18 protein-coding genes and 1 pseudogene are annotated in these 17,614 nt (G+C 64.3%); 9 read left to right on the forward strand and 10 right to left on the reverse strand.

Annotated elements, in window-relative coordinates; genetic code table 11:
* Positions 1-6: 6 nt before the first annotated feature.
* The 4 genes from KXD97_RS04770 to KXD97_RS04785 all read right to left on the reverse strand — a co-directional run bounded on the left by KXD97_RS04770 (position 7) and on the right by KXD97_RS04785 (position 2,801).
* Positions 7-306, reverse strand: coding sequence for a hypothetical protein (locus KXD97_RS04770; RefSeq protein ID WP_131805205.1), 300 nt, complete (start codon positions 304-306; stop codon positions 7-9).
* Between the two features lie 466 nt (positions 307-772).
* Positions 773-1,672, reverse strand: coding sequence for an alpha/beta fold hydrolase (locus KXD97_RS04775; RefSeq protein ID WP_011895462.1), 900 nt, complete (start codon positions 1,670-1,672; stop codon positions 773-775).
* Between the two features lie 52 nt (positions 1,673-1,724).
* Complete coding sequence (locus KXD97_RS04780; protein ID WP_011895463.1) at positions 1,725-2,159, reverse strand: PaaI family thioesterase; 435 nt, start codon at positions 2,157-2,159, stop codon at positions 1,725-1,727.
* A 48-nt stretch (positions 2,160-2,207) separates the two neighbouring features.
* Positions 2,208-2,801: a TetR/AcrR family transcriptional regulator gene (locus tag KXD97_RS04785; RefSeq protein ID WP_011895464.1), complete on the reverse strand. Its 594-nt coding sequence runs from the start codon at positions 2,799-2,801 to the stop codon at positions 2,208-2,210.
* 180 nt (positions 2,802-2,981) lie between these two features.
* Between KXD97_RS04785 and KXD97_RS04790 the strand changes: the two genes are divergently transcribed.
* The 3 genes from KXD97_RS04790 to KXD97_RS04800 are packed head-to-tail and all read left to right on the forward strand — an operon-like array spanning position 2,982 to position 6,180.
* Entirely contained in the window at positions 2,982-4,475 is a 1,494-nt protein-coding gene (locus tag KXD97_RS04790; protein ID WP_067992167.1) for an acetyl-CoA acetyltransferase, read from the forward strand.
* Positions 4,472-5,569: a zinc-binding dehydrogenase gene (locus KXD97_RS04795; protein ID WP_067992164.1), complete on the forward strand. Its 1,098-nt coding sequence runs from the start codon at positions 4,472-4,474 to the stop codon at positions 5,567-5,569. Before KXD97_RS04790 ends, KXD97_RS04795 begins: the two co-directional genes overlap by 4 nt.
* A gap of 35 nt (positions 5,570-5,604) precedes the next feature.
* Entirely contained in the window at positions 5,605-6,180 is a 576-nt protein-coding gene (locus tag KXD97_RS04800) for a carboxymuconolactone decarboxylase family protein (RefSeq protein ID WP_041800308.1), read from the forward strand.
* A gap of 31 nt (positions 6,181-6,211) precedes the next feature.
* Here KXD97_RS04800 and KXD97_RS04805 read toward each other — a convergent pair whose 3' ends face one another.
* Together KXD97_RS04805 and KXD97_RS04810 are read right to left on the reverse strand one after the other, a co-directional pair.
* The gene (locus KXD97_RS04805) at positions 6,212-6,760 is read right to left on the reverse strand and encodes a hypothetical protein (RefSeq protein WP_052537336.1); all 549 of its coding nucleotides are present in this window, start codon (positions 6,758-6,760) and stop codon (positions 6,212-6,214) included.
* Positions 6,761-6,939: 179 nt separating this feature from the next.
* Positions 6,940-7,809, reverse strand: coding sequence for a metal-dependent hydrolase (locus KXD97_RS04810; RefSeq protein WP_011895469.1), 870 nt, complete (start codon positions 7,807-7,809; stop codon positions 6,940-6,942).
* Positions 7,810-7,911: 102 nt separating this feature from the next.
* On the opposite strand from KXD97_RS04810, the gene KXD97_RS04815 reads away from it, so the two are divergent.
* Positions 7,912-8,553, forward strand: coding sequence for a TetR/AcrR family transcriptional regulator (locus tag KXD97_RS04815; protein WP_011895470.1), 642 nt, complete (start codon positions 7,912-7,914; stop codon positions 8,551-8,553).
* Positions 8,554-8,644: 91 nt separating this feature from the next.
* Here the strand turns inward: KXD97_RS04815 and KXD97_RS04820 are convergent, their stop codons facing one another.
* A complete protein-coding gene (locus KXD97_RS04820; protein ID WP_085981140.1) occupies positions 8,645-9,286 on the reverse strand; it encodes a TetR/AcrR family transcriptional regulator in 642 nt (213 codons plus the stop codon).
* 373 nt (positions 9,287-9,659) lie between these two features.
* Here KXD97_RS04820 and KXD97_RS04825 point away from each other — a divergent pair, with 373 nt between their 5' ends.
* From KXD97_RS04825 to KXD97_RS04845, 5 genes are all read left to right on the forward strand, one after another.
* Positions 9,660-12,746: an RND family transporter gene (locus KXD97_RS04825; RefSeq protein WP_067992162.1), complete on the forward strand. Its 3,087-nt coding sequence runs from the start codon at positions 9,660-9,662 to the stop codon at positions 12,744-12,746.
* A 525-nt stretch (positions 12,747-13,271) separates the two neighbouring features.
* Positions 13,272-13,556, forward strand: a complete 285-nt coding sequence (locus KXD97_RS04830) for a type VII secretion target (RefSeq protein WP_260755648.1) — start codon at positions 13,272-13,274, stop codon at positions 13,554-13,556.
* 3 nt (positions 13,557-13,559) lie between these two features.
* On the forward strand, positions 13,560-14,126 hold the full coding sequence (locus KXD97_RS04835; RefSeq protein WP_260755649.1) for a hypothetical protein: 567 nt from the start codon (positions 13,560-13,562) through the stop codon (positions 14,124-14,126).
* Positions 14,023-14,922, forward strand: coding sequence for a hypothetical protein (locus tag KXD97_RS04840; protein WP_260755650.1), 900 nt, complete (start codon positions 14,023-14,025; stop codon positions 14,920-14,922). The genes KXD97_RS04835 and KXD97_RS04840 overlap by 104 nt, the downstream gene beginning before the upstream one ends.
* Positions 14,919-15,659, forward strand: a complete 741-nt coding sequence (locus KXD97_RS04845) for a hypothetical protein (RefSeq protein WP_260755651.1) — start codon at positions 14,919-14,921, stop codon at positions 15,657-15,659. Before KXD97_RS04840 ends, KXD97_RS04845 begins: the two co-directional genes overlap by 4 nt.
* On the opposite strand, the gene KXD97_RS04850 is transcribed toward KXD97_RS04845, so the two are convergent.
* From KXD97_RS04850 to KXD97_RS04860, 3 genes and pseudogenes are all read right to left on the reverse strand, one after another.
* Positions 15,646-16,428, reverse strand: a complete 783-nt coding sequence (locus tag KXD97_RS04850) for an ESX secretion-associated protein EspG (RefSeq protein ID WP_260755652.1) — start codon at positions 16,426-16,428, stop codon at positions 15,646-15,648. The two genes, KXD97_RS04845 and KXD97_RS04850, sit on opposite strands and share 14 nt — an antisense overlap.
* A 72-nt stretch (positions 16,429-16,500) precedes the next feature.
* Positions 16,501-16,845: a muconolactone Delta-isomerase gene (catC, locus tag KXD97_RS04855; protein WP_260755653.1), complete on the reverse strand. Its 345-nt coding sequence runs from the start codon at positions 16,843-16,845 to the stop codon at positions 16,501-16,503.
* 5 nt (positions 16,846-16,850) lie between these two features.
* Positions 16,851-17,307: pseudogene (locus tag KXD97_RS04860) on the reverse strand (catechol 1,2-dioxygenase); the annotation flags it as partial.
* Positions 17,308-17,614 lie beyond the last annotated feature (307 nt).

Genomic DNA, 17,614 nt, shown 5'->3' on the forward strand with positions numbered 1-17,614 from the left:
ACTCGATTACTTGTCTTTGCGAGACAACAGACGCCCGCAGGTTCGACCCTTCGAGACATACCGATCGCGGATCCGGGTATCTACGCTGTTAAGGAGCGGTGAGCCACGTTTTACCATTTCAGCAGCCGAACGAGGCATTGCTGTGGGCCACGGCGAACGGATGCGCGTGAAGAGGAAGGCGGAGGCATGAGTTGTCTGCTCGCAATAACCTTGTTTGCGGCCTTCGCGGCCGGAGCAGCCCCATTGCGAGGAACGATCAGCACCGCCCTGGCCGCAATAGACGACTTTCTCGATCGTTTCGGCCACGAAGTTTCCGGAACTGCTCATGCGAAGGAACGCCCGCCGCTCTGACGAGGTGGTCGAATCGGGCGCCGGATATGCCCGCCCGCCTCCCGCATACCGAAGCTGAAGCCTGGATAGCAGTAGGCTGTCCTCTGGACTCGCCCCCGGCCGTCGACTGACTCCAAGATCCCAACAGCAGCGCCGATCTGATCCGGGTCGCCCCGGCGGCGGGTGTGTTCGTCAAGGTGTGCGGGCACTGGTTCGGAGAACTCCGACCGCTCGATCCGACCTGGACAGCGCCCACCAGCAAAATGCTTCGGTTCGAATGATAATTCGGCCCAGGCGATGGTCGAACCATACGGTTTGGCATCGCTGCCTTCGGATGCGCCGATACTGCGCCGCCGGGGTTCCGTTCATGGAGGTAGTTCTGACACCTCGACAACGAACCAGAGTGGCCGGGCCGCGGCCATCGCAGGGCCCTGAAAGACGCTCAGTCCGACGAGTCGTTCAGCGTGCGGTCGAGAAAATCTGCGACTGCCGAAGTGAAGGCGTCGTTGTCGTCGCCCGCAACCATGTGGCCCGTGCCCGAAACGTCGACAGCCTCGGCGTGCGGTACGACTTCGAGGAACTCCTCGACCGACTGCTGCGACGTCACGTCGGAGTGAACGCCGCGAATGAGAAGCGTTGGTGCTCGCACGCGGCGGGCCCCTTCGATGAGAAGGTCGCTTATGGCGCCGAATTCTTTGGCACCAGTTGCTGGGTCGCCCTGCAGGAACTCGAAGTTGGAAGCTATGAACGCCGGATCCCATCGCCAGATCCACCGACCGTCGTCGCGCTGCTGCAAGACCTTTCGGAGACCGTCCAAGTTCTTGGGCCGAGCGCGATGCCGGTTGTACTGGGCAATGACGTCCGCGGCCGCGTCGAGCGTATCGAATCCGTCGGGATGGGCGCCCATGAAAGACACGACGCGGCGTGCTCCGTGAAACTCCATTCGCGGAGTTATGTCGACCAGTACGACGGCTCCCCACAGATCGGCAGGCGCCACCAAATGCGTTCCCAACACCGTCATGCCGCCCAAGGATGCGCCAACGACAGCTGGCGGGCGGCCATCGCTGGCATATCGGCGAATCGACAGCAGGTCGGATGCAAGTCGGTCGAGATCGTATCGACCATCGGGGTCCCACTCGCTGTCGCCGTGACCGCGGGCGTCGTAAGCGACGACGGTATACCCGCGCGCGTGTAAGCGGCGCGCGGTAGTCGCCCAGGCATGGCGGTTCTGTCCACCGCCGTGCAGCAGTATGACGACCGCGCGGGCGGATTCGTGTCGGTAGACATCGGCTGCAAGGGCGGTTCCGTCTTCGTTGCGGACGCGCTCGAACGTTGAGGTCATTTGCTGTGTCCTCGATGGTCGCCTTGGGCAGCGTTCTCGTTCCGCGACCGGATCACGAGGCGCTCTGGGCGACGACGGTCACTGTTCCCTGTGCGGCGCATACCGGGCGTCCCGTATTGGTGATGTCGATCCTGGCGACGCCGCTACGCTTCCCCAGCGCGATGATGTCGGCGACCGCAACGCAGACTCCACTGGACACCGGACGTAGGAGGTTCAGTTTGAATTCGGTTGTGGCCACCCATGACCCAGGTGGGATCACCGGATAGAACACCACGCCCAAGCAGTGGTCGACCATCGCTGACAGGCATCCGCCATGCAGAGTGCCGAAAGGAGTCAACAAATCGGCTCGGGCGTCCATTTCCACTACCAGTCTCCCGGCGGAGAACTCGATGTGGCGGAAGTCCAAGTACTTGGCGAGCCCTCCCGAGGTTCCCCCCGCGTGCTGGAGCTCCTCGGCTATTTGCTTGTTGAACTGGGGGAAGTCCATGGTCAGCGCCTCGTTTCGTTCAGCGATACCGATGCCATCGCTGAGACACTACTCCGCAGTTGTCGCAGCAATGCAACTGTGAGTGTCGGCCAGTAGCGCGGGAAGCAGGAATCGGCGCAAGAAAGCATCGATTCCTTCGGGGCTGCGGTGCCGGGGGCCGCGAACCGCGAGCAAGCTGAGGATGATGCGCAAAATCCATTCGGCGGCGTCATCGACCGAAACGCCGGCTTCGAGTTGATGCCAGTGTGCGGCGAACACGGGTCGCAGAAACTCGGCGACGAGTTCGAACAGCGCCACCGACGTTCCCTCGGCCAGTCCCACGCCGGCGAGTTCATCGTCGCTGGCGAAGAGCATGCCGATTATCGGTTCGCGGCGTGCCGCGCGCACCGTGACTGCAACGAAGTCCAATATGGCAGAGCCCAAGTCGGTGTGCGCCAAGATCCGTCCGCTGGTGCGGTGCAGGTAGCGTTCCGCTGCGCGGACGATGACACCGGATACGACGGATTCGCGACTAGCGAAGTAGCGATAGACCGTGGCGCGCGATACGCCCGCATGCCTGGCGATATCCTCCATCGTGGTGCCCGACAGCCCCTTGCCTTGCAGGCACGTTTCGGCGGCGTCGAGTAGGCGATCGCGCGCCATATCGCGGTTTCGCCCAGGAGTCGCGTCGCCCCGCCGCAACGATCTCTTCGTCACGGGTACGAGTATGCCCTGTCAAGGGACCCGCTCTGTCGAACACCCGCGGTTGTCGCATGGAAACGGATGTGACAATATCGCAGTCGTGTCGCATAGAAGACCTCGACGATGAGCGTGATCTGACCGTTGGCCATCCCACCACGCACTCCGGTTGTCGTCGGCGTCGGTGAACTGACACATCGCGGTGAAGGCACCGTCGATCCCATCGATTTGGCCGCCGAGGCCGCGCGTCGAGCGCTGCATGATGCTTCGGCCGCGATCGGGCATCGCATCGATACCGTGGCGACGCCCGGAATCTTGATGATCCCACGCGACAACCCCGCGTCGAGGATTGCCGAAGCGACTGGGCTGACGCCGGATCATCGCATCAGTTGTCCGGTCGGCGGCAACACCCCCCAGTATCTGGTCGAGGTCCTCGGCCGCCGCATTTGGCGCGGCGTCAGCGACGGGGCTCTGATCGTCGGAGCGGAAAGCGGCGCGTCAGCACGCAAAGTCGCATCCGGTAGCGCACTTTTGGAGCCCAAACCCATCGCAGCACAGGACGAGTCACTCGGTGACACCCGCCCGGGACTGAGCGAAGCCGAGGTGGGCGCCGGGTTACATTGGCCGCACGAGGTGTACCCGATCTTCGAATCCGCGATCGCGGCCCGATCAGGCCGCACATTCGACGAACAGCGCCGCTGGCTGGGTGACTTGATGGCTCCGTTCACGGTTGAGGCGTCCCGACATCTCGAGCAGGCCTGGTTTCCGCGTGCCCGTAGCGCAGACGAGCTCAGCACGGTCTCCCCGGCTAACCGGATGGTGTGCGAGCCGTATCCGAAGCTGCTCAACAGCATCATCGCCGTGGATATGGCTGCCGCTTTCGTGATCATGGCCGCCGAAGTCGCCGAGGAACTCGGAGTGCCCAGTGATCGTTGGGTCTTCCCGTGGTCGTCGGCCACATGCAACGACGTGTATTTCCCGGTTCAGCGGCCTGATCTGGGTCGTTCCGCCGGAATAAGGGCCGCCGGCAAGGCGGTATTGGCGGCCAGTGGACTTCACATCGACGACATTAGATGGTTTGATTTCTACTCTTGCTTTCCTTCCGCGGTCGAGGCGGCGATCGACGCCTTGGATCTCGACCCGGCGGATGACCGCGGGTTCACGGTGACCGGCGGACTGCCCTACCACGGAGGGCCGGGTAACAACTATGTCAGCCATTCGATCGTCGAGATGGTGCGACGCTGCAGGAGCGACCCGGACGCCGTCGGGCTCGTGTCCGGACTGGGCTGGTACATCACAAAGCACTCGCTGGGTCTGTGGTCGGCGACTCCACCGCCAACGGGATGGCAGACTCCGGACATGGCCGATGCGCAGTCTGCGATCGACGGCACCTCCCTCCCGGTCGCTTCTCCCGCCGACGCATCCGGAGAGGCGACCATAGATGGATACACGGTCGTGCACGACCGTGACCAAGGCCCCTCCTGGGTGCCGATTTTCGCGCGCATGACCGACGGCCGCCGCGTCGCGGCGCGCAGTGACGATGCCGAGGTGGCGGTGGCAATGTCACGAGACATGTGCGTCGGACACCAAGTCGCCGTGCGGCAGGCGGACGGACACGTCGAATTCGAACTGTCGTGAACGCCGACGCGCTCGTGCTGACCAAGCCGCGCACCCTTGAACGGCGGCATCTTCCGGTGCCGCGCATCGACGACGAGTCCGGTCTCCTGCGGATCGAGGCGTGCGGGCTCTGCGGAACCGACCACGAGCAGTTCAGCGGACACCTGCCGACGGGGTTCGCCTTCATCCCCGGACACGAGATCATCGGCGTCATCGAGGGAATCGGTGACGCCGCGCGCGAGCGTTGGGGCGTCTCGGTGGGTCAGCGAGTCGCCGTCGAGGTGTTCCGATCGTGTCGGGAGTGCGACTCGTGCGGCCGCGGCGAGTATCGCAGGTGCTCGAGCAACGGCCTCGCCACCATGTTCGGCTTCGTCGACGTGAACATCCCGCCCGGCCTGTGGGGAGGCTATGCAACCCACCTGCATCTGCCGTTCGATTCCATGCCGTTGCCGGTCCCGGACGGACTCGACCCGATCGTCGCGACGTTGTTCAATCCGCTTGGGGCAGGGATCAAATGGGCTGCCATGTTGCCCGAGACAAGCCCGGGCGACGTCGTCGCGGTCCTCGGACCAGGGATCCGCGGGATTTGTGCTGCCGTAGCCGCCAAGGAGGCCGGAGCGGCATTCGTCGCGATGACCGGGGTCGGCCCTCGCGACCGAACTCGGCTAGCCGCAGCCCACCAGTTCGGCGTGGACCTGACCATCGACGTCACCGAAGACGACCCGGCGCAGGCCCTGCAAATGGCGACCGGCCGGCTCGCAGATGTCGTCGTCGACGTCACCGCGAAGGCGCCAGCCGCATTCGCGGACGCCGTCGGACTCGCGCAGCCCGGCGGACGCGTGGTGGTCGCGGGCACACGCGGCGGCGGCGGAGCGCCGGGCTTCGAGCCAGACCTGCTCGTATTCAAGGAACTACGCATCTTCGGTTCGTTGGGGGTCGACTACCCCGCCTACCAGAGCGCCATCGAGCTGCTGGTCTCTAGGCGTTGGCCCTTCGAAGAATTGCACCGCGAGATCACCGGTTTCGCCGGCCTGCCCGGGCTGCTCGACCTTCTGGCCGGCAACGAGCCGGACCGGGTCCCCGCTCTGCACAACGTCTTTGTGCCGATCGCCTGACAGCGCCAACTAGCGCCCAACCGGAAGGATCCACCGTGAGCAGCCAAAGCCGGGTTGACATGCTTGCCCTGACAGATGCCCGCGAGCGCGCCGCTCAATGCGGGATTCCGGACGCCATGGCTGAACTGTCTGTTTTCAGGATCGCGCTTCATCAGCCCCCTGTAGCCGTCGCATTGCATGGAATGCTGGAGGCGTTGCTGTGGAAAGGCGCGCTGGATGCGCGGCTACGGGAGCTGATCATCATGCGAATCGGCTGGGTCACTGATTCGGTCTATGAGTGGACGCAACACTGGAGGGTTGCCCGCTTGCTCGATGTGCCCGAACGCGACCTGCTCGGGGTGCGCGACTGGCAGAACGCCGGCCACTTCGGCGAAGCCGAGCGGGCGGTACTGGCGGCGACAGACGAGACGTTGCGTGACGGCACCATCTCGGATGAAACCTGGGCTGAGTGTCAGCGCGCGTTGCACGGGGACCCGGCCGTCCTCGTCGAACTCGTCGCCGCGATCGGGAATTGGAGATTGTTCTCAGCGCTGCTGCGGTCCTTGCACGTGCCGCTAGAAGACGGCCTCGAAGGATGGCCCCCTGACGGAGTTCGACCCTCCGTTGACTGAAGGGTGATCGGCTCGCCATGTCGACTCCGTGCTATGACTCTGCCCCTAGCACCTGTTGGTCGGGATCTGACGATGTCGAACGGTCGGGCGGTTGCATCTGCAGACGGCGATTCCACCACCGAGGATTGCGCCGGGCCTGAAGACTGAGCCGACGGAATTCCATCCGCTGCAGTCGAAGGAGAACTGGAACACCCAGCAGCGGGACGATCGCACCACGGACCGCACCTCGGCGACCATTCTCCAGCAATCCGGCTACAGCACTGAGCCCCGAAATGTAAAGAATACCGTTGTAAGGCACCAGGATTGGGCCGCATAGTCCTTCGCACTCGGACAGGCTTGGCACACCAAATCTCCAGCGCTTCGGCCAGTGTATGAAGTGAGCCAACACGGTCGTCAGGAACAGGCCGTTCACAACACCGAGGACAGCCTCGTGACGCTTATCGGCACGTTCCGCCATGCGAAGTACTACTGCGGTGCTCATGCCCCAACCCGTCGCTGCCGGCACCGGACCAATCACCGACGCGAACGGCATCGCAACTCCGGACAGCAATTCGTAGAAGACATGCGCGCTCGCTGACACGGCGCCAACTTGTGTGCAGATTTGCCGGGACGTCTTCGGACGCTGACGGGACGGCGGTAATGGCCCTTCCGCCCGCATCAGCGGAATGCCTGAACGCGCGATGCGGCCACGGCGCAACGCACTTCTTCGTGAAGAGGTCGTTCCATATGGCGGCTTTCACCACAAAAGTACTTGTCGACCTACACGTTACTCCGTAGCTGTTGGCCGCCATCGGCGTCGAAGAGTTCCTTGGTCCAACGTTCGAGGATTTCTGCGCTATCCCAGTCGTCGGGATGGAACCCGGCGTGGGTGTAGGAACGGAAGCGCTCAATCGCTGCTCGGCTGAACAGCGGGTTATGACGGAAGGCTCGAAGGCTGCGCAGCAACCGCACCGGGTTGTAGGCGGCACGATCGCCGGCCAGAGAGCGGGTGGTCTGGATGACCAACTCGGTGAACAATAGGAGACTGGCGATCCGCATTCCCCAGACCCTGGTGCGTTCGCTTCCACCGACCGTCTCGTAGACATCGAAAGCGACGGCCTTGTGCTCGCATTCCTCCAGTGCGTGCCAAAGCAGAATCGGCCGCACCTCGGTGTAGCCGATCAGTTCTTGAGCTTCGTCGCTGGTGAGAATGATCTCGGCGAATGTCGCCGTGTAGTGCTCGAGGGCTGCCGTCACAGCCAGGCGCATCTTGGGAGAAAAACGCTTCTCGAGTCGGCCAACCAACTTCTTGATATGCCGATCGATCCCCTCGGTGGGATAGCCCATCGCTTGAAGGCGATCGTTGAGCAGCCGATGCTGGTGCCGGTGGGTGGCCTCTTGAGCGATGAATCCCTTGACCGCCTCCTTCAGGTCAGCGTCGCTGATGTGGTCCCGGTACTCGCGGACTGACCGGATGAAGAAGTCTTCGCCTTCGGGGAACGTGGCCGACAAGGTGGACACAAAGTGGCTCATCACCAAGTCGCCATCGACGAAGTGCTGCCGACTGGTCTCAGCAGGCATGTCGAATCGGACACGGCGGGGCTTCGGGACGACCCGCGTGGTGGGCCGTGTGGACGAATCGTCGCTCATGTTGTTCTCCTGTTGTCATGGGCACTGATGATCTGACTTTACGCCTAGTCAGAATTAGATGGCAAGCTATGCGTTGTGCGATCGGTGCGGGTGTACAGCGGGATGTCCGCCGAGGAGCGTCACCGGAACAGGCGCACGCGTCTCATCGAGGCCGCGATGGAGTTGATCGGCACGCACGGCGTTGCCGCCGCCACGGTGACTGCCGTATGCGCTGAGTCCGGCGTGACGTCACGCTACTTCTATCAGCATTTCCCTGACAGAGACGCCCTCTTGCGAGCTGTCTACCAGCAGCTCTACGCAACCTTCCAGGAGGTGATAGTTGACGCGATCCCCGATGCCGGCGCCCCACCCGAGGTGCTCGCGTACGCGCCGATCCGCGGGCTGGTCAGCATGATCAACAATGATCCTCGACTGGGTCGGATCTTGTTCGTGGAATCTGCAACGGAGCCGCTGCTTCGGGAGTTACGCAGCGACATGATGACCGGTTTCACCGACCTCGTATTGCGTGAGGCCAGACTTCACCTTGACATCGCCGACTCCGCAGTGGGCGTTGCCCATTTGGCCTCGACATTGGGTGTGGGTGGGTTATTCGAAGTCTTGCGCCGCTGGCTCGACGGAGAACTCGAGTTCACCACCGATGAACTCGTTCAGCACTGCGCAGGTTTCCTGGGCAGCCTCGGCAGCTATGTGCTGCTGCAGAACGCAGTCGAGTCGGCCACGACCAAAGCCAAACCTCAGAGTTAGCTTCTGGCGCCTCCCGGCCGCGCTTCGCGAATGTCGAGGTGCCTCCGCTTGCTTCATTCCGGACTGAACACATGAACGCCGCTGTACAACATTAGAGGCCAGCGTCGTCGACCAAATAACGTTCGGCGAGCGTCTCGGCAAGCCGACTCGTGTGCTCCACGATCTCCCCCTGGATGACGTCAAGCAAACCTGCATGCCATGCGGTGATCAATTCGACGAAGCCACCAACGGCCACCAGTGTGTCCATCCGAAGGGCGGTTTCATCGGCTTCCGGCCTCAGGTGTGGCTCACTGGCTGCGATCACCAGGTGTGTCGCCTCCTGCAGTGCGACAGCGCGCCGATCCTGAAGCGGGGAACTGCCCACGTGTTGAGCCAGTAGAATCTTCGCCCTGCCCGGATCCTCTGCAATCCGGTCGACCACCGCGGCGATGGTCACGCGGATGGTCTCCATCGGCGGCTGCCCGATGCGTTCTGCGAGCGTCGCAGAAACCTCACCGAGCATCTCGTTGCGCACGCCGTCCCATGCAGCGACAAGTAACTCGTCGCGGGTCTTGAAGTCTTCGTAGAAGTAACGGTCGTTCAGGCCGGTTTTGGCGCACACTCCTCTCATCGTGACTGCTGCCCAACCGCTTTCACTCCAGATTTCCGTCGCGGCATCAATGAGGCGCTGACGGCGCTCCGCCCGGCGTTCAGCACCGGTACGCCCGCCCCATCTCTTCGACCGCGTCCGCACATGTCCATCTTGGCAAGCCACAGTAGGTCGCAACACTTTGGTAGCATCCGCCCCCAATGGGGGCGCGTGCCACCATAGGACTCCGCGGAGGGCAGCGATTGACGATCAGAACGCTCAAACTTCGAGTTCTCAGAGACGTGGCAGCGGCTGTCGTCATTCCCGCCCCCAGCAGTGATCGTGCGGCACTGGCGACGGTGGCGGTAGGAGGCGCCCTGCACGCCGTGCAGGTATTCGCGGCCGACTGGCCCGCCGCAATCCCGTAGGGAGTCGACTCATGACGCTCTTGAGCGAGGCCCCCACCGGTCGCCGTCACCACTTGCACTACGTGCGGTAGCGTACCGATACCGGCAGTATCGCTACCAGTGGAGGCCAAGTGACCGACGGCAGTGCAGATGCCCCAAGCCAGGCCAAGCGGCCTGGTCGGCGCGCCAACGGATCCACCGACCCGGCCGACACTCGCGAGTACAGCGAACGGTTGGCGACCCTGGCCCGGTTCACCCTCCGACACAAAGCGCTCGTCATCGGGGTATGGCTAGGCGCCGCGGTGGTTCTCGCGCTGCTGTTCCCACAGCTGGAAACCGTGGTGCGCCAACAGTCGGTGGACCTCATTCCTCGCGACGCCCCGTCCTTGCAGACGGTTGACCGCATGAGCGCCGCGTTCGGCGAAGAAGGCTCGAAAACCATGGTGTTCGTCGCCATGGAAGACCCCACTGGCTTGACTCCAACTGCACGGCAGCGCTACGGCGAACTCGTGCGCCGGTTGCAGGCCGAGGGCGACCACGTCCTGCTGGTGCAGGACCTGCTGGCCGATCCGATTACCGAAGCTCAGGCAGTCAGCGCCGACCGCAAAGCCTGGTATCTGCCCGTCGGTGTCACCGGCACCCTCGGAGACCCCACGGCAGCCGAATCCTTGAACGCGGTGCGCGACATCGCCGCGGAGGTGTTCACCGGATCGACCACGACCGTCCAAGTGACGGGACCACCGGCGACCTTCAGCGACATGATCGCCTCCGCCGAGCACGACCTGCTGTTGATCTCGATCGCTACCGCCGGCGTGATCGCCCTGATCTTGCTGATCGTCTACCGGTCAGTGTTCACCGCGCTGTTGCCACTGCTGGTAATCGGGTTGAGCCTGGCGGTTGGGCGCGGCGTGCTATCCGCCCTCGGCGAGATGGGCATGCCGGTCTCCCAGTTCACCGTCGCATTCATGACGGCGATCCTGCTCGGCGCCGGAACTGATTACACAGTTTTTCTGATCAGCCGGTACCACGAGCAGCGCCGCGCCCAAGTACCCGCCGATCAGGCGATCATCCACGCCACCGCCAGCATCGGGCGCGTCATCCTGGCGTCCGCCGCCACCGTGGCACTCGCGTTCTTGGCCATGGTCTTCGCGCGGCTCAGCGTCTTCGCCGCCCTGGGCCCCGCGTGTGCCATCGCCGTGCTGTTCGGATTTCTGGCGACCGTCACCCTGCTGCCACCCGTGCTGTCGCTAGCCGCCAAACGCGGCATCGGTGAACCCAAATCCGATCGCACCCGCCGCTACTGGAACAGCGTCGCCGTCGCCGTGGTCCGCCGTCCGGTGCCACTGCTGATCGTCAGCCTGGCCATCCTGCTCGCCCTGTCGGCAGCCGCTGCGACCATCAAAATCAGCTACGACGACCGCAAGGGACAACCAGACACCACGGCCAGCAACCAGGGCTACCAACTTCTGGACCGCCACTTCCGCAAGGACGTCGTCATCAGCGAGTTCCTCGTCGTAGAGAACCCGACCGACATGCGGACCGGGAGGGGGCTGGCCGATCTCGACGAGATGGCCTCTCGCGTCTCCCAGATCCCCGGCGTCACCAGGGTGTCCGGAGTCACCCGCCCCACCGGGGAGCGCCTCGACCAAGCAGAACTGGCCTGGCAGAACGGCCAGATCGGCGAGAAAATGGCCGGCGCGGTCGCCGAGGGCAACTCACGCAAGGACGACCTCGCCAAACTCACCGGCGGCGCCGACCAGCTCGCCGACGGCCTCGCCCAACTCGATGGCACGGTGCGCACCGCCCTCGCGCCACTGGCCGGAATCCTCACCCAAGCTCAATCCGCGGGAACTCAGGTCAACCAGTTCCGCCCACTGCTGCAACAACTTTCCGCCACCGCCCCCGCCGTCGACCAAGCCATCCAATCCGGCCCAGGACTGCGACCGCTGGCCAACCAGGCGCAGAACGCGATCACCCAGCTCGATCCACTCGTGGGCGCGCTCAACACCTCACCGTGGTGTGCCGCCACCCCGCAGTGCGCCCAAATTCGTGACCAGGTGAAGATTTTGGTCAGCCTGCGCGACAGCGGATTCTTCGACCAGATCGCCGACCTCGGGGACCGCTACGATCCCGCGACCAATGCCACCGTTGGTGGCACCCTCTCCAACGTCCAGAACGCAGTCGCCTCGCTGGACAAGGCATTCGGAGCCCTCGGTGACCCCGCCGACCTAGCCACCAATCTCCGCCGATTGCAGGAGGGAATCGGACAGCTCGCCTCCGGCGCTCAAGCACTCGCGACCGGTGTCCGCACCCTCGCCGACAGCAACATCGAAATGCTGTCCGGTATGAGCCAGATCGCCACCCAACTACAGAATTCCTCACGCGCAGCGGCGGACTCCGACTCCTCGAGCGGTTTCTACTTGCCCGCTAATGCATTCGAGAACCGGCAATTCACCGATGTTGCCAAGCAATTCCTCTCACCGGACGGCAAGACCGCGCGGTTCATGATCGAAAGCAGCCACGACCCTTACAGCGTCGAAGCCATGGAGCTCGCCAGCCGCATCACCGACACCGCCAACACCGCACGACCCAACACGTCGCTCGCCGACGCCACCGTATCCGTCGCCGGCTTCCCCGCCGTCAACTCCGATATCCAACGATTCCTATGGGCCGACTTCGCACAACTGGCCGTCGCCACCATAATCATCGTCGGCGTCATCCTGGTCCTACTGCTGCGCGCACTCCTGGCACCGCTCTACCTCTTAGGCACCGTCGTGCTCAACTACCTCGCCTCGCTCGGCATCGGCGTTGTGGTATTCCAATGGGGACTGGGCTACGAAATCGCTTGGCCCGTACCATTACTGGCATTCATCATCCTCGTCGCCGTCGGCGCCGACTACAACATGCTGCTCGTCTCACGGCTCCGCGAAGAATCCGGGACCAACATCCGCGTCGGCGTCCTGCGCACCGTGGCAAACACCGGAGCCGTCATCACCTCAGCTGGTCTGATATTCGCCGCCAGCATGTTCGGCCTCATGGTCGGCTCAGTCGCAATCATGATCCAAGCCGGCCTCATCATCGGCTTCGGATTGCTGCTCGATACCTTCCTCGTGCGCACCCTCACCGTGCCCGCCATCGCCACACTTCTACGCGAAGCCAGCTGGTGGCCTTCCAAAGCAACGCGGACCCCAGTAGCTGACACCGCCACGCAGAAATAAGGAGCAACGCACTACTAGTGGAAGCGAGGAATGCGAGGAACGCGAGGTCCATTCGCAGACGTGATCTTTGGTTGCGGATCCGTCGTGATCTGGTGTTGCAAGCCCGTCGAGTAAGCGTCCAAACTGACATCCTGATTTCAAGGTTCCCGCTCTCGGTAAATCAAAGGCGGCCTTGACCACCAAGGTGTCTCAGTCCGCAGGCAGTCCGCAGTAGATTTTCGCGACTCCTGCGCGCGCCAACCCACCCAATGCAGCTGAGCTGGGAAAACTTACGCGGGCCAACGTACCCAACGTCATCAAAACCCCAGGTGGCGTGGTTCGGGACGAAGAGGTCGTGGGTTCGAATCCCGCCACCCCGACTCGTGTGTTCGCAGGTGAGAGGCCCTGACTGGTTATCCAGTTCAGGGCCTTCTTGCTGTCGCACCAGGCCGTCCCCGGGCCCGGAAATTGGTGACCTGACCCCCTCTGAGCCGCAACTAATCTCCTAGCTGACCCTGCGTGTCGATCGGTCGGAGGGAGACTGCTGTGGAAGTTGACCCGGACGTGCTGCGTGCCTTCGCCGGGCAGGCGGACATCGCGTCGGGCCGGATTCATGAAGCCGACGTCGGGGGCAAAGTCTCCTCGGCCGCCGACGGCCTGGACAGATCGACCACGCAGTGGGCGGCCGGACTCGTCGGCGCCCACGTCGACCAGCTCGCCGGCCAAATCGCGGCCAACGTCGCCGAGATGGGTACGGCGGTGCGCGGAGCAGGCAACACCTATGAGGTGACGGACCAGGGTCTGGCGGAACGCTTCGTCGGGATCTTCTGATCCGTGTTGCCCTCACGTTCCCGGCTGGAACGCTGGAACCCTGACACGCTGACGTTCGCCGGCCGGTCCATCACCGACACCGGCACGGCGATCGAAGACGCGGTGACGGCGGTCGGCACCAACATCGCCACGATGCCGGACACCAGGGCCTGGTCGGGCGACGCGCACACGGCAGCCGCGTCGATGTTCGAGCGGGCGGCGAAGCAGACGAGTGCGTTCTCGGCGTACACCACCGCCGTCGGTCAAGCCCTGACACACGGCGCCGGCACCATCGGCGCGGCCCGAACCTCGCTGTTGGACAAAGCCGATCACCTCGATATGAGCGGCGAGCTGCACGTCAGTGACCAGTGGGTGGTGCTGATCACCGGCGCTCAGCTTTCCGCCGAACAGACCGCGGCGCTGGAACGGCGGGCCCAGTCCGAGCAGGCCGCGGTCAACCGGCTGCTGCTGGCGGTCGGAGCCGCCGATGACGAGACCGCCGCCGCCGTCACCGACGCCGCACAGCCGCGAGGCGCCCAACCAGGCCGATCTCGGCGGCCTGCTGCTCCCGGGAACAGAGCGGCCCGGTGACGACGTGCCCGATCCGTCGACCGCCCTGGGTCTCCTTCAGCAGGCCACCATCCGGGACGCGGACATGGCGCAGACGATCCGGGATACCAAGGTGGACAAGCAGTTCCACTCTGAGGCCGGAGAAGAGATCGCCACCGTCACGACGATGTTCATGCAGGACGGTAGTAAACACGTCAGGACTGCCGATGCCGAACCGCAGTTCTCCGACCGTGGGCCGCTGACCACCGAAGTGCATTTCGACAAGGACGGCAACACGATCTCGGAGACGACCTCGGTCGTCTTCGAGGACTGGGCGCACCACAGCCTGGCCGGCTCGAAATCGACCACGACACAACTCGCCGACGGCACGGTCATCCTTTTCCTGGAGCGCCCCAACGGCCAGAAGGTCGGCACCATCACGACGCCGGACGGCCGCCAGGCCGATGTGCCGCTCGACCTCTACAACCATCCGATTCTGACCGCCGCCGGCGCTGCTCTGAGTGGACTGGAAAACCAAGCCGGACGAGGTATCCCGATGCTCACCGATGACGCTGCGGAGAAGGTGCGGTTCGGGGCGAAGTACGGCGGACCGGCACTGGGTATCGGCACTGCGTTGTGGGATATCGCAGTGGCGGACACAGGTTTCGAGAAGTGCGTCGCAGCGGCCGAAGGCGCCACCTCGGTGGCTGCGGGCACCCTCGGGGGCATCGCCACTGCTACGTTCAGCCCACCGATCACCGCTGTCGCAGTGTTCGGCGCGTCCGGTGCCGGTCAGGCGTTGGGCAACTGGATCGGCAACACGTTCTGTCCGCGATGAGATCCCCCGGCCGGCTGATCGTGGGCATCGTATGCGTGGCGGTCTTGTCCGTCTTCCTCGTGGGATGGTCTGTCACTTGGCTTCTACGCGGCAGTTACCTCACCGCGGTCATCATGCTCGGTGCCGGCATCATGTGCTCCACTGCGACTTTCCAGGCGGGGTACGCGCTGTCGGGAGCGGCCCGACCACGGACGGAATATGGTTCCGCCGGCACGGTGATCCGGCCGGCGAAGTGGCTCGACCCGGTGAGCATCGTCGGATTCACGTGCGGTGTCCTCGCGGCGGGCTTGTACCTGGTGTTCGCCCCTCAGGGCATGGTCGATTACGTTCCGAGAGGCACTCTCCGAGTGGGGATTTTCTCGCTGTGCATCTTCGTCCTGACGTTCGGGGTCGCGGTCCTCTACCGGATGTTCCAGCACGGCGACAGCCACCTGCGCCTCCACCCCGGCGGCTTTGAGATCTGGAACGGCCACTGGAACGTCTTCAAGCGCGGAGAATGGGACGAGATCGAACAGATCCTGGACCGTCAGCCCCGTGGCCGAAGCATCGGGCGCGAGATGATCGTTGTGAAGCTGCCCCGCCGCAGCGCAATGCTGGTGACCGACACCATGACAAACAACAGTGACGCGCTCCGCGAGTGGGTCCGCTTCTACTGGCAGCACCCCGAATACCGAGACGAGCTTGTCGACCGCCGCGCCCTGCAACGTCTGCACGACGAAAGGTTCATCCCCGAATGATCAGCTGATCCACGCAGGCATTGAGCAACTCGGCGTCCAGCGGTTCGGCGCAGCCGGTGTCGTCCGGTTCGTACAGGTAGTCGCCGTCGTCACGGACCTGCACCCACTGCAGGAGCGGACTGTCGGGATCGACGCCCCACTGCCGCGCCACGTCATGCCGCACCTGCACGGTCCCGGTCGCCACGACATCACGACCTTCGACGACGCACACCTCGGGTTCTTCGGCGGCGGGGGTCATCGTGAGGCCGAGGTCGTCGTACCGGTCCAACGTTTCCGGCGGCTCCGGCAACCGATCCTCCATGCCGGCCACCGCGATCCGTGGATGGGTCCCGGGACCGACCAGCCCGGCCGCGCCGGTGACCACCACAGCCAGGCTCTCCGGGGACACCGCGTAGATGTCGACGACGTCCACTCCGTCGCGATCTCGACGCTGCATCGCGACGAACCCGTCCCCGCCGGCCCGCAACCCGTGCAGCCGGAGGTCGGGGGTGTCCTCGTCGACGTGATGAACCCGGCATTCGACGCACACCTCCGCCCGCACAAGGGTTTCCACCCAGGGCCGGATACCGCGCAGATCCCCGTCGCTCAGCCGCTCCTCCGCCGGTCCCACCTCGCGGCAGGCCAGCCACACCGACCCCACCGGCCGGGTCCGTCCCAACGGGTACGGCAGCAGGTCACGGCCGTACAGTTCGCAGGCCGACTCCAGATCGACCACCGCGACCGTGCCCACCAGTTCCGACCACACCTTCTCCGAGAGACCGCCCGCCATGGCTCCATTCTGCTGCCCGCGCGTCATCACGAGTCACACGAACCCACTCTTTGCAGAGGTCTTCTCGCACTTTCACTGAGAAAAGCGGATACGTGAGGCCACCGGGACGAATGGGACCCGGGACAGAAAACCGTACTCCGCGTTGACGTCCGACGGGTGCACGGCCAGCGGCGTGACGTGGATCTTCATGTACGGAAACAGCGGCAGGCCCGAAAGAATGTGGTGCAGTTCGTCATTGGAGTCGACGTCGAAGATCGAGTAGTTGGCGTACTCGCCGACGATCCGCCAGATGTGCGGCCACTTGCCGTCCCGCTGCAACTGCTGCGAGTACAGCTTTTCGTGGTGCACCAAATCGGCCCGCTGCTGCGGGTCCATGTCCGGCGGGATCGCGTCGTCCATGCGGACGTGGAACATCATCGGCGGATCAGCTCGGGCTTCACCGCGCCGGCGATGTCGTCCTTATTGAGCGGGTCACCGAGGAAGTACAGCTGGGCGGTCAGCAGCTCGTGGCCGGGTGCGGACACCTTGACGTGCATGTGGGCCGGACGCCAGGCGTGCCAGCCCGCCGCGGCGATCAGCTTGCCGCAGGAGCCGTGGGTGGGGACCTGGTACGGCGGGGGAGGATCGTGCTGGTCTCGAACGCGCCGTCGGGACCGGTGCTGAAACTGCCGCGCAGGTTCCACTCGGGCAGGTTGGGCGCGAACTGCGAGTAGAAGCCGTCGGCATCGGCGTGCCACAGCTCGACCTTACCCTCCGGCGGGGTGCCGTCGGTGGAGGTGATGGCGCCCGCCCACACCAGTGGGCTGCCATGCTCTCCGTTGCGCATCGGATCGTGCCTCGTGCACCGCATTCCGGCGAGTCGGGCACGTGATAAGGGCCGGGAGCGGGGCGAGATGCTGGGCGGTCCAGCTGGCCGGCTCAGGACGCGCCGGCGACCTGGGTCATCGGCTGCCCACAGCAGACCTCCCGGTGTTCCATCTCGGGTGGACACGGGCACGGTTTCTCGTAGACGAGGGCCGCCCCGCACTCCGTGCACTCATACCGATCGCCGATGCTGCGTGCCATCGCTGTCCTCCTGCCGTGCCGATGTGGGCATGGTATTTCCGGCGGCGGGCCGCCGGGTACGGCCGAAAGTCCTCTCGTGGTCGGCACCGACCCATCCCTGAGCCCGTCCGCCGAGGTCGGC

It is taken from the genome of Mycobacterium sp. SMC-8 (genome assembly GCF_025263565.1).
GTDB lineage: Bacteria > Actinomycetota > Actinomycetes > Mycobacteriales > Mycobacteriaceae > Mycobacterium.

Coding starts and splice junctions, on each gene's coding strand:
- KXD97_RS04775 (WP_011895462.1), bottom strand. CDS start 1,672: ATGACCTCAACGTTCGAGCGCGTCCGCAACGAAGACGGAACCGCCCTT.
- KXD97_RS04780 (WP_011895463.1), bottom strand. CDS start 2,159: ATGGACTTCCCCCAGTTCAACAAGCAAATAGCCGAGGAGCTCCAGCAC.
- KXD97_RS04785 (WP_011895464.1), bottom strand. CDS start 2,801: ATGGCGCGCGATCGCCTACTCGACGCCGCCGAAACGTGCCTGCAAGGC.
- KXD97_RS04810 (WP_011895469.1), bottom strand. CDS start 7,809: ATGAGCGACGATTCGTCCACACGGCCCACCACGCGGGTCGTCCCGAAG.
- KXD97_RS04815 (WP_011895470.1), top strand. CDS start 7,912: ATGTCCGCCGAGGAGCGTCACCGGAACAGGCGCACGCGTCTCATCGAG.
- KXD97_RS04840 (WP_260755650.1), top strand. CDS start 14,023: ATGACGAGACCGCCGCCGCCGTCACCGACGCCGCACAGCCGCGAGGCG.
- KXD97_RS04845 (WP_260755651.1), top strand. CDS start 14,919: ATGAGATCCCCCGGCCGGCTGATCGTGGGCATCGTATGCGTGGCGGTC.
- KXD97_RS04850 (WP_260755652.1), bottom strand. CDS start 16,428: ATGGCGGGCGGTCTCTCGGAGAAGGTGTGGTCGGAACTGGTGGGCACG.
- catC (WP_260755653.1), bottom strand. CDS start 16,845: ATGATGTTCCACGTCCGCATGGACGACGCGATCCCGCCGGACATGGAC.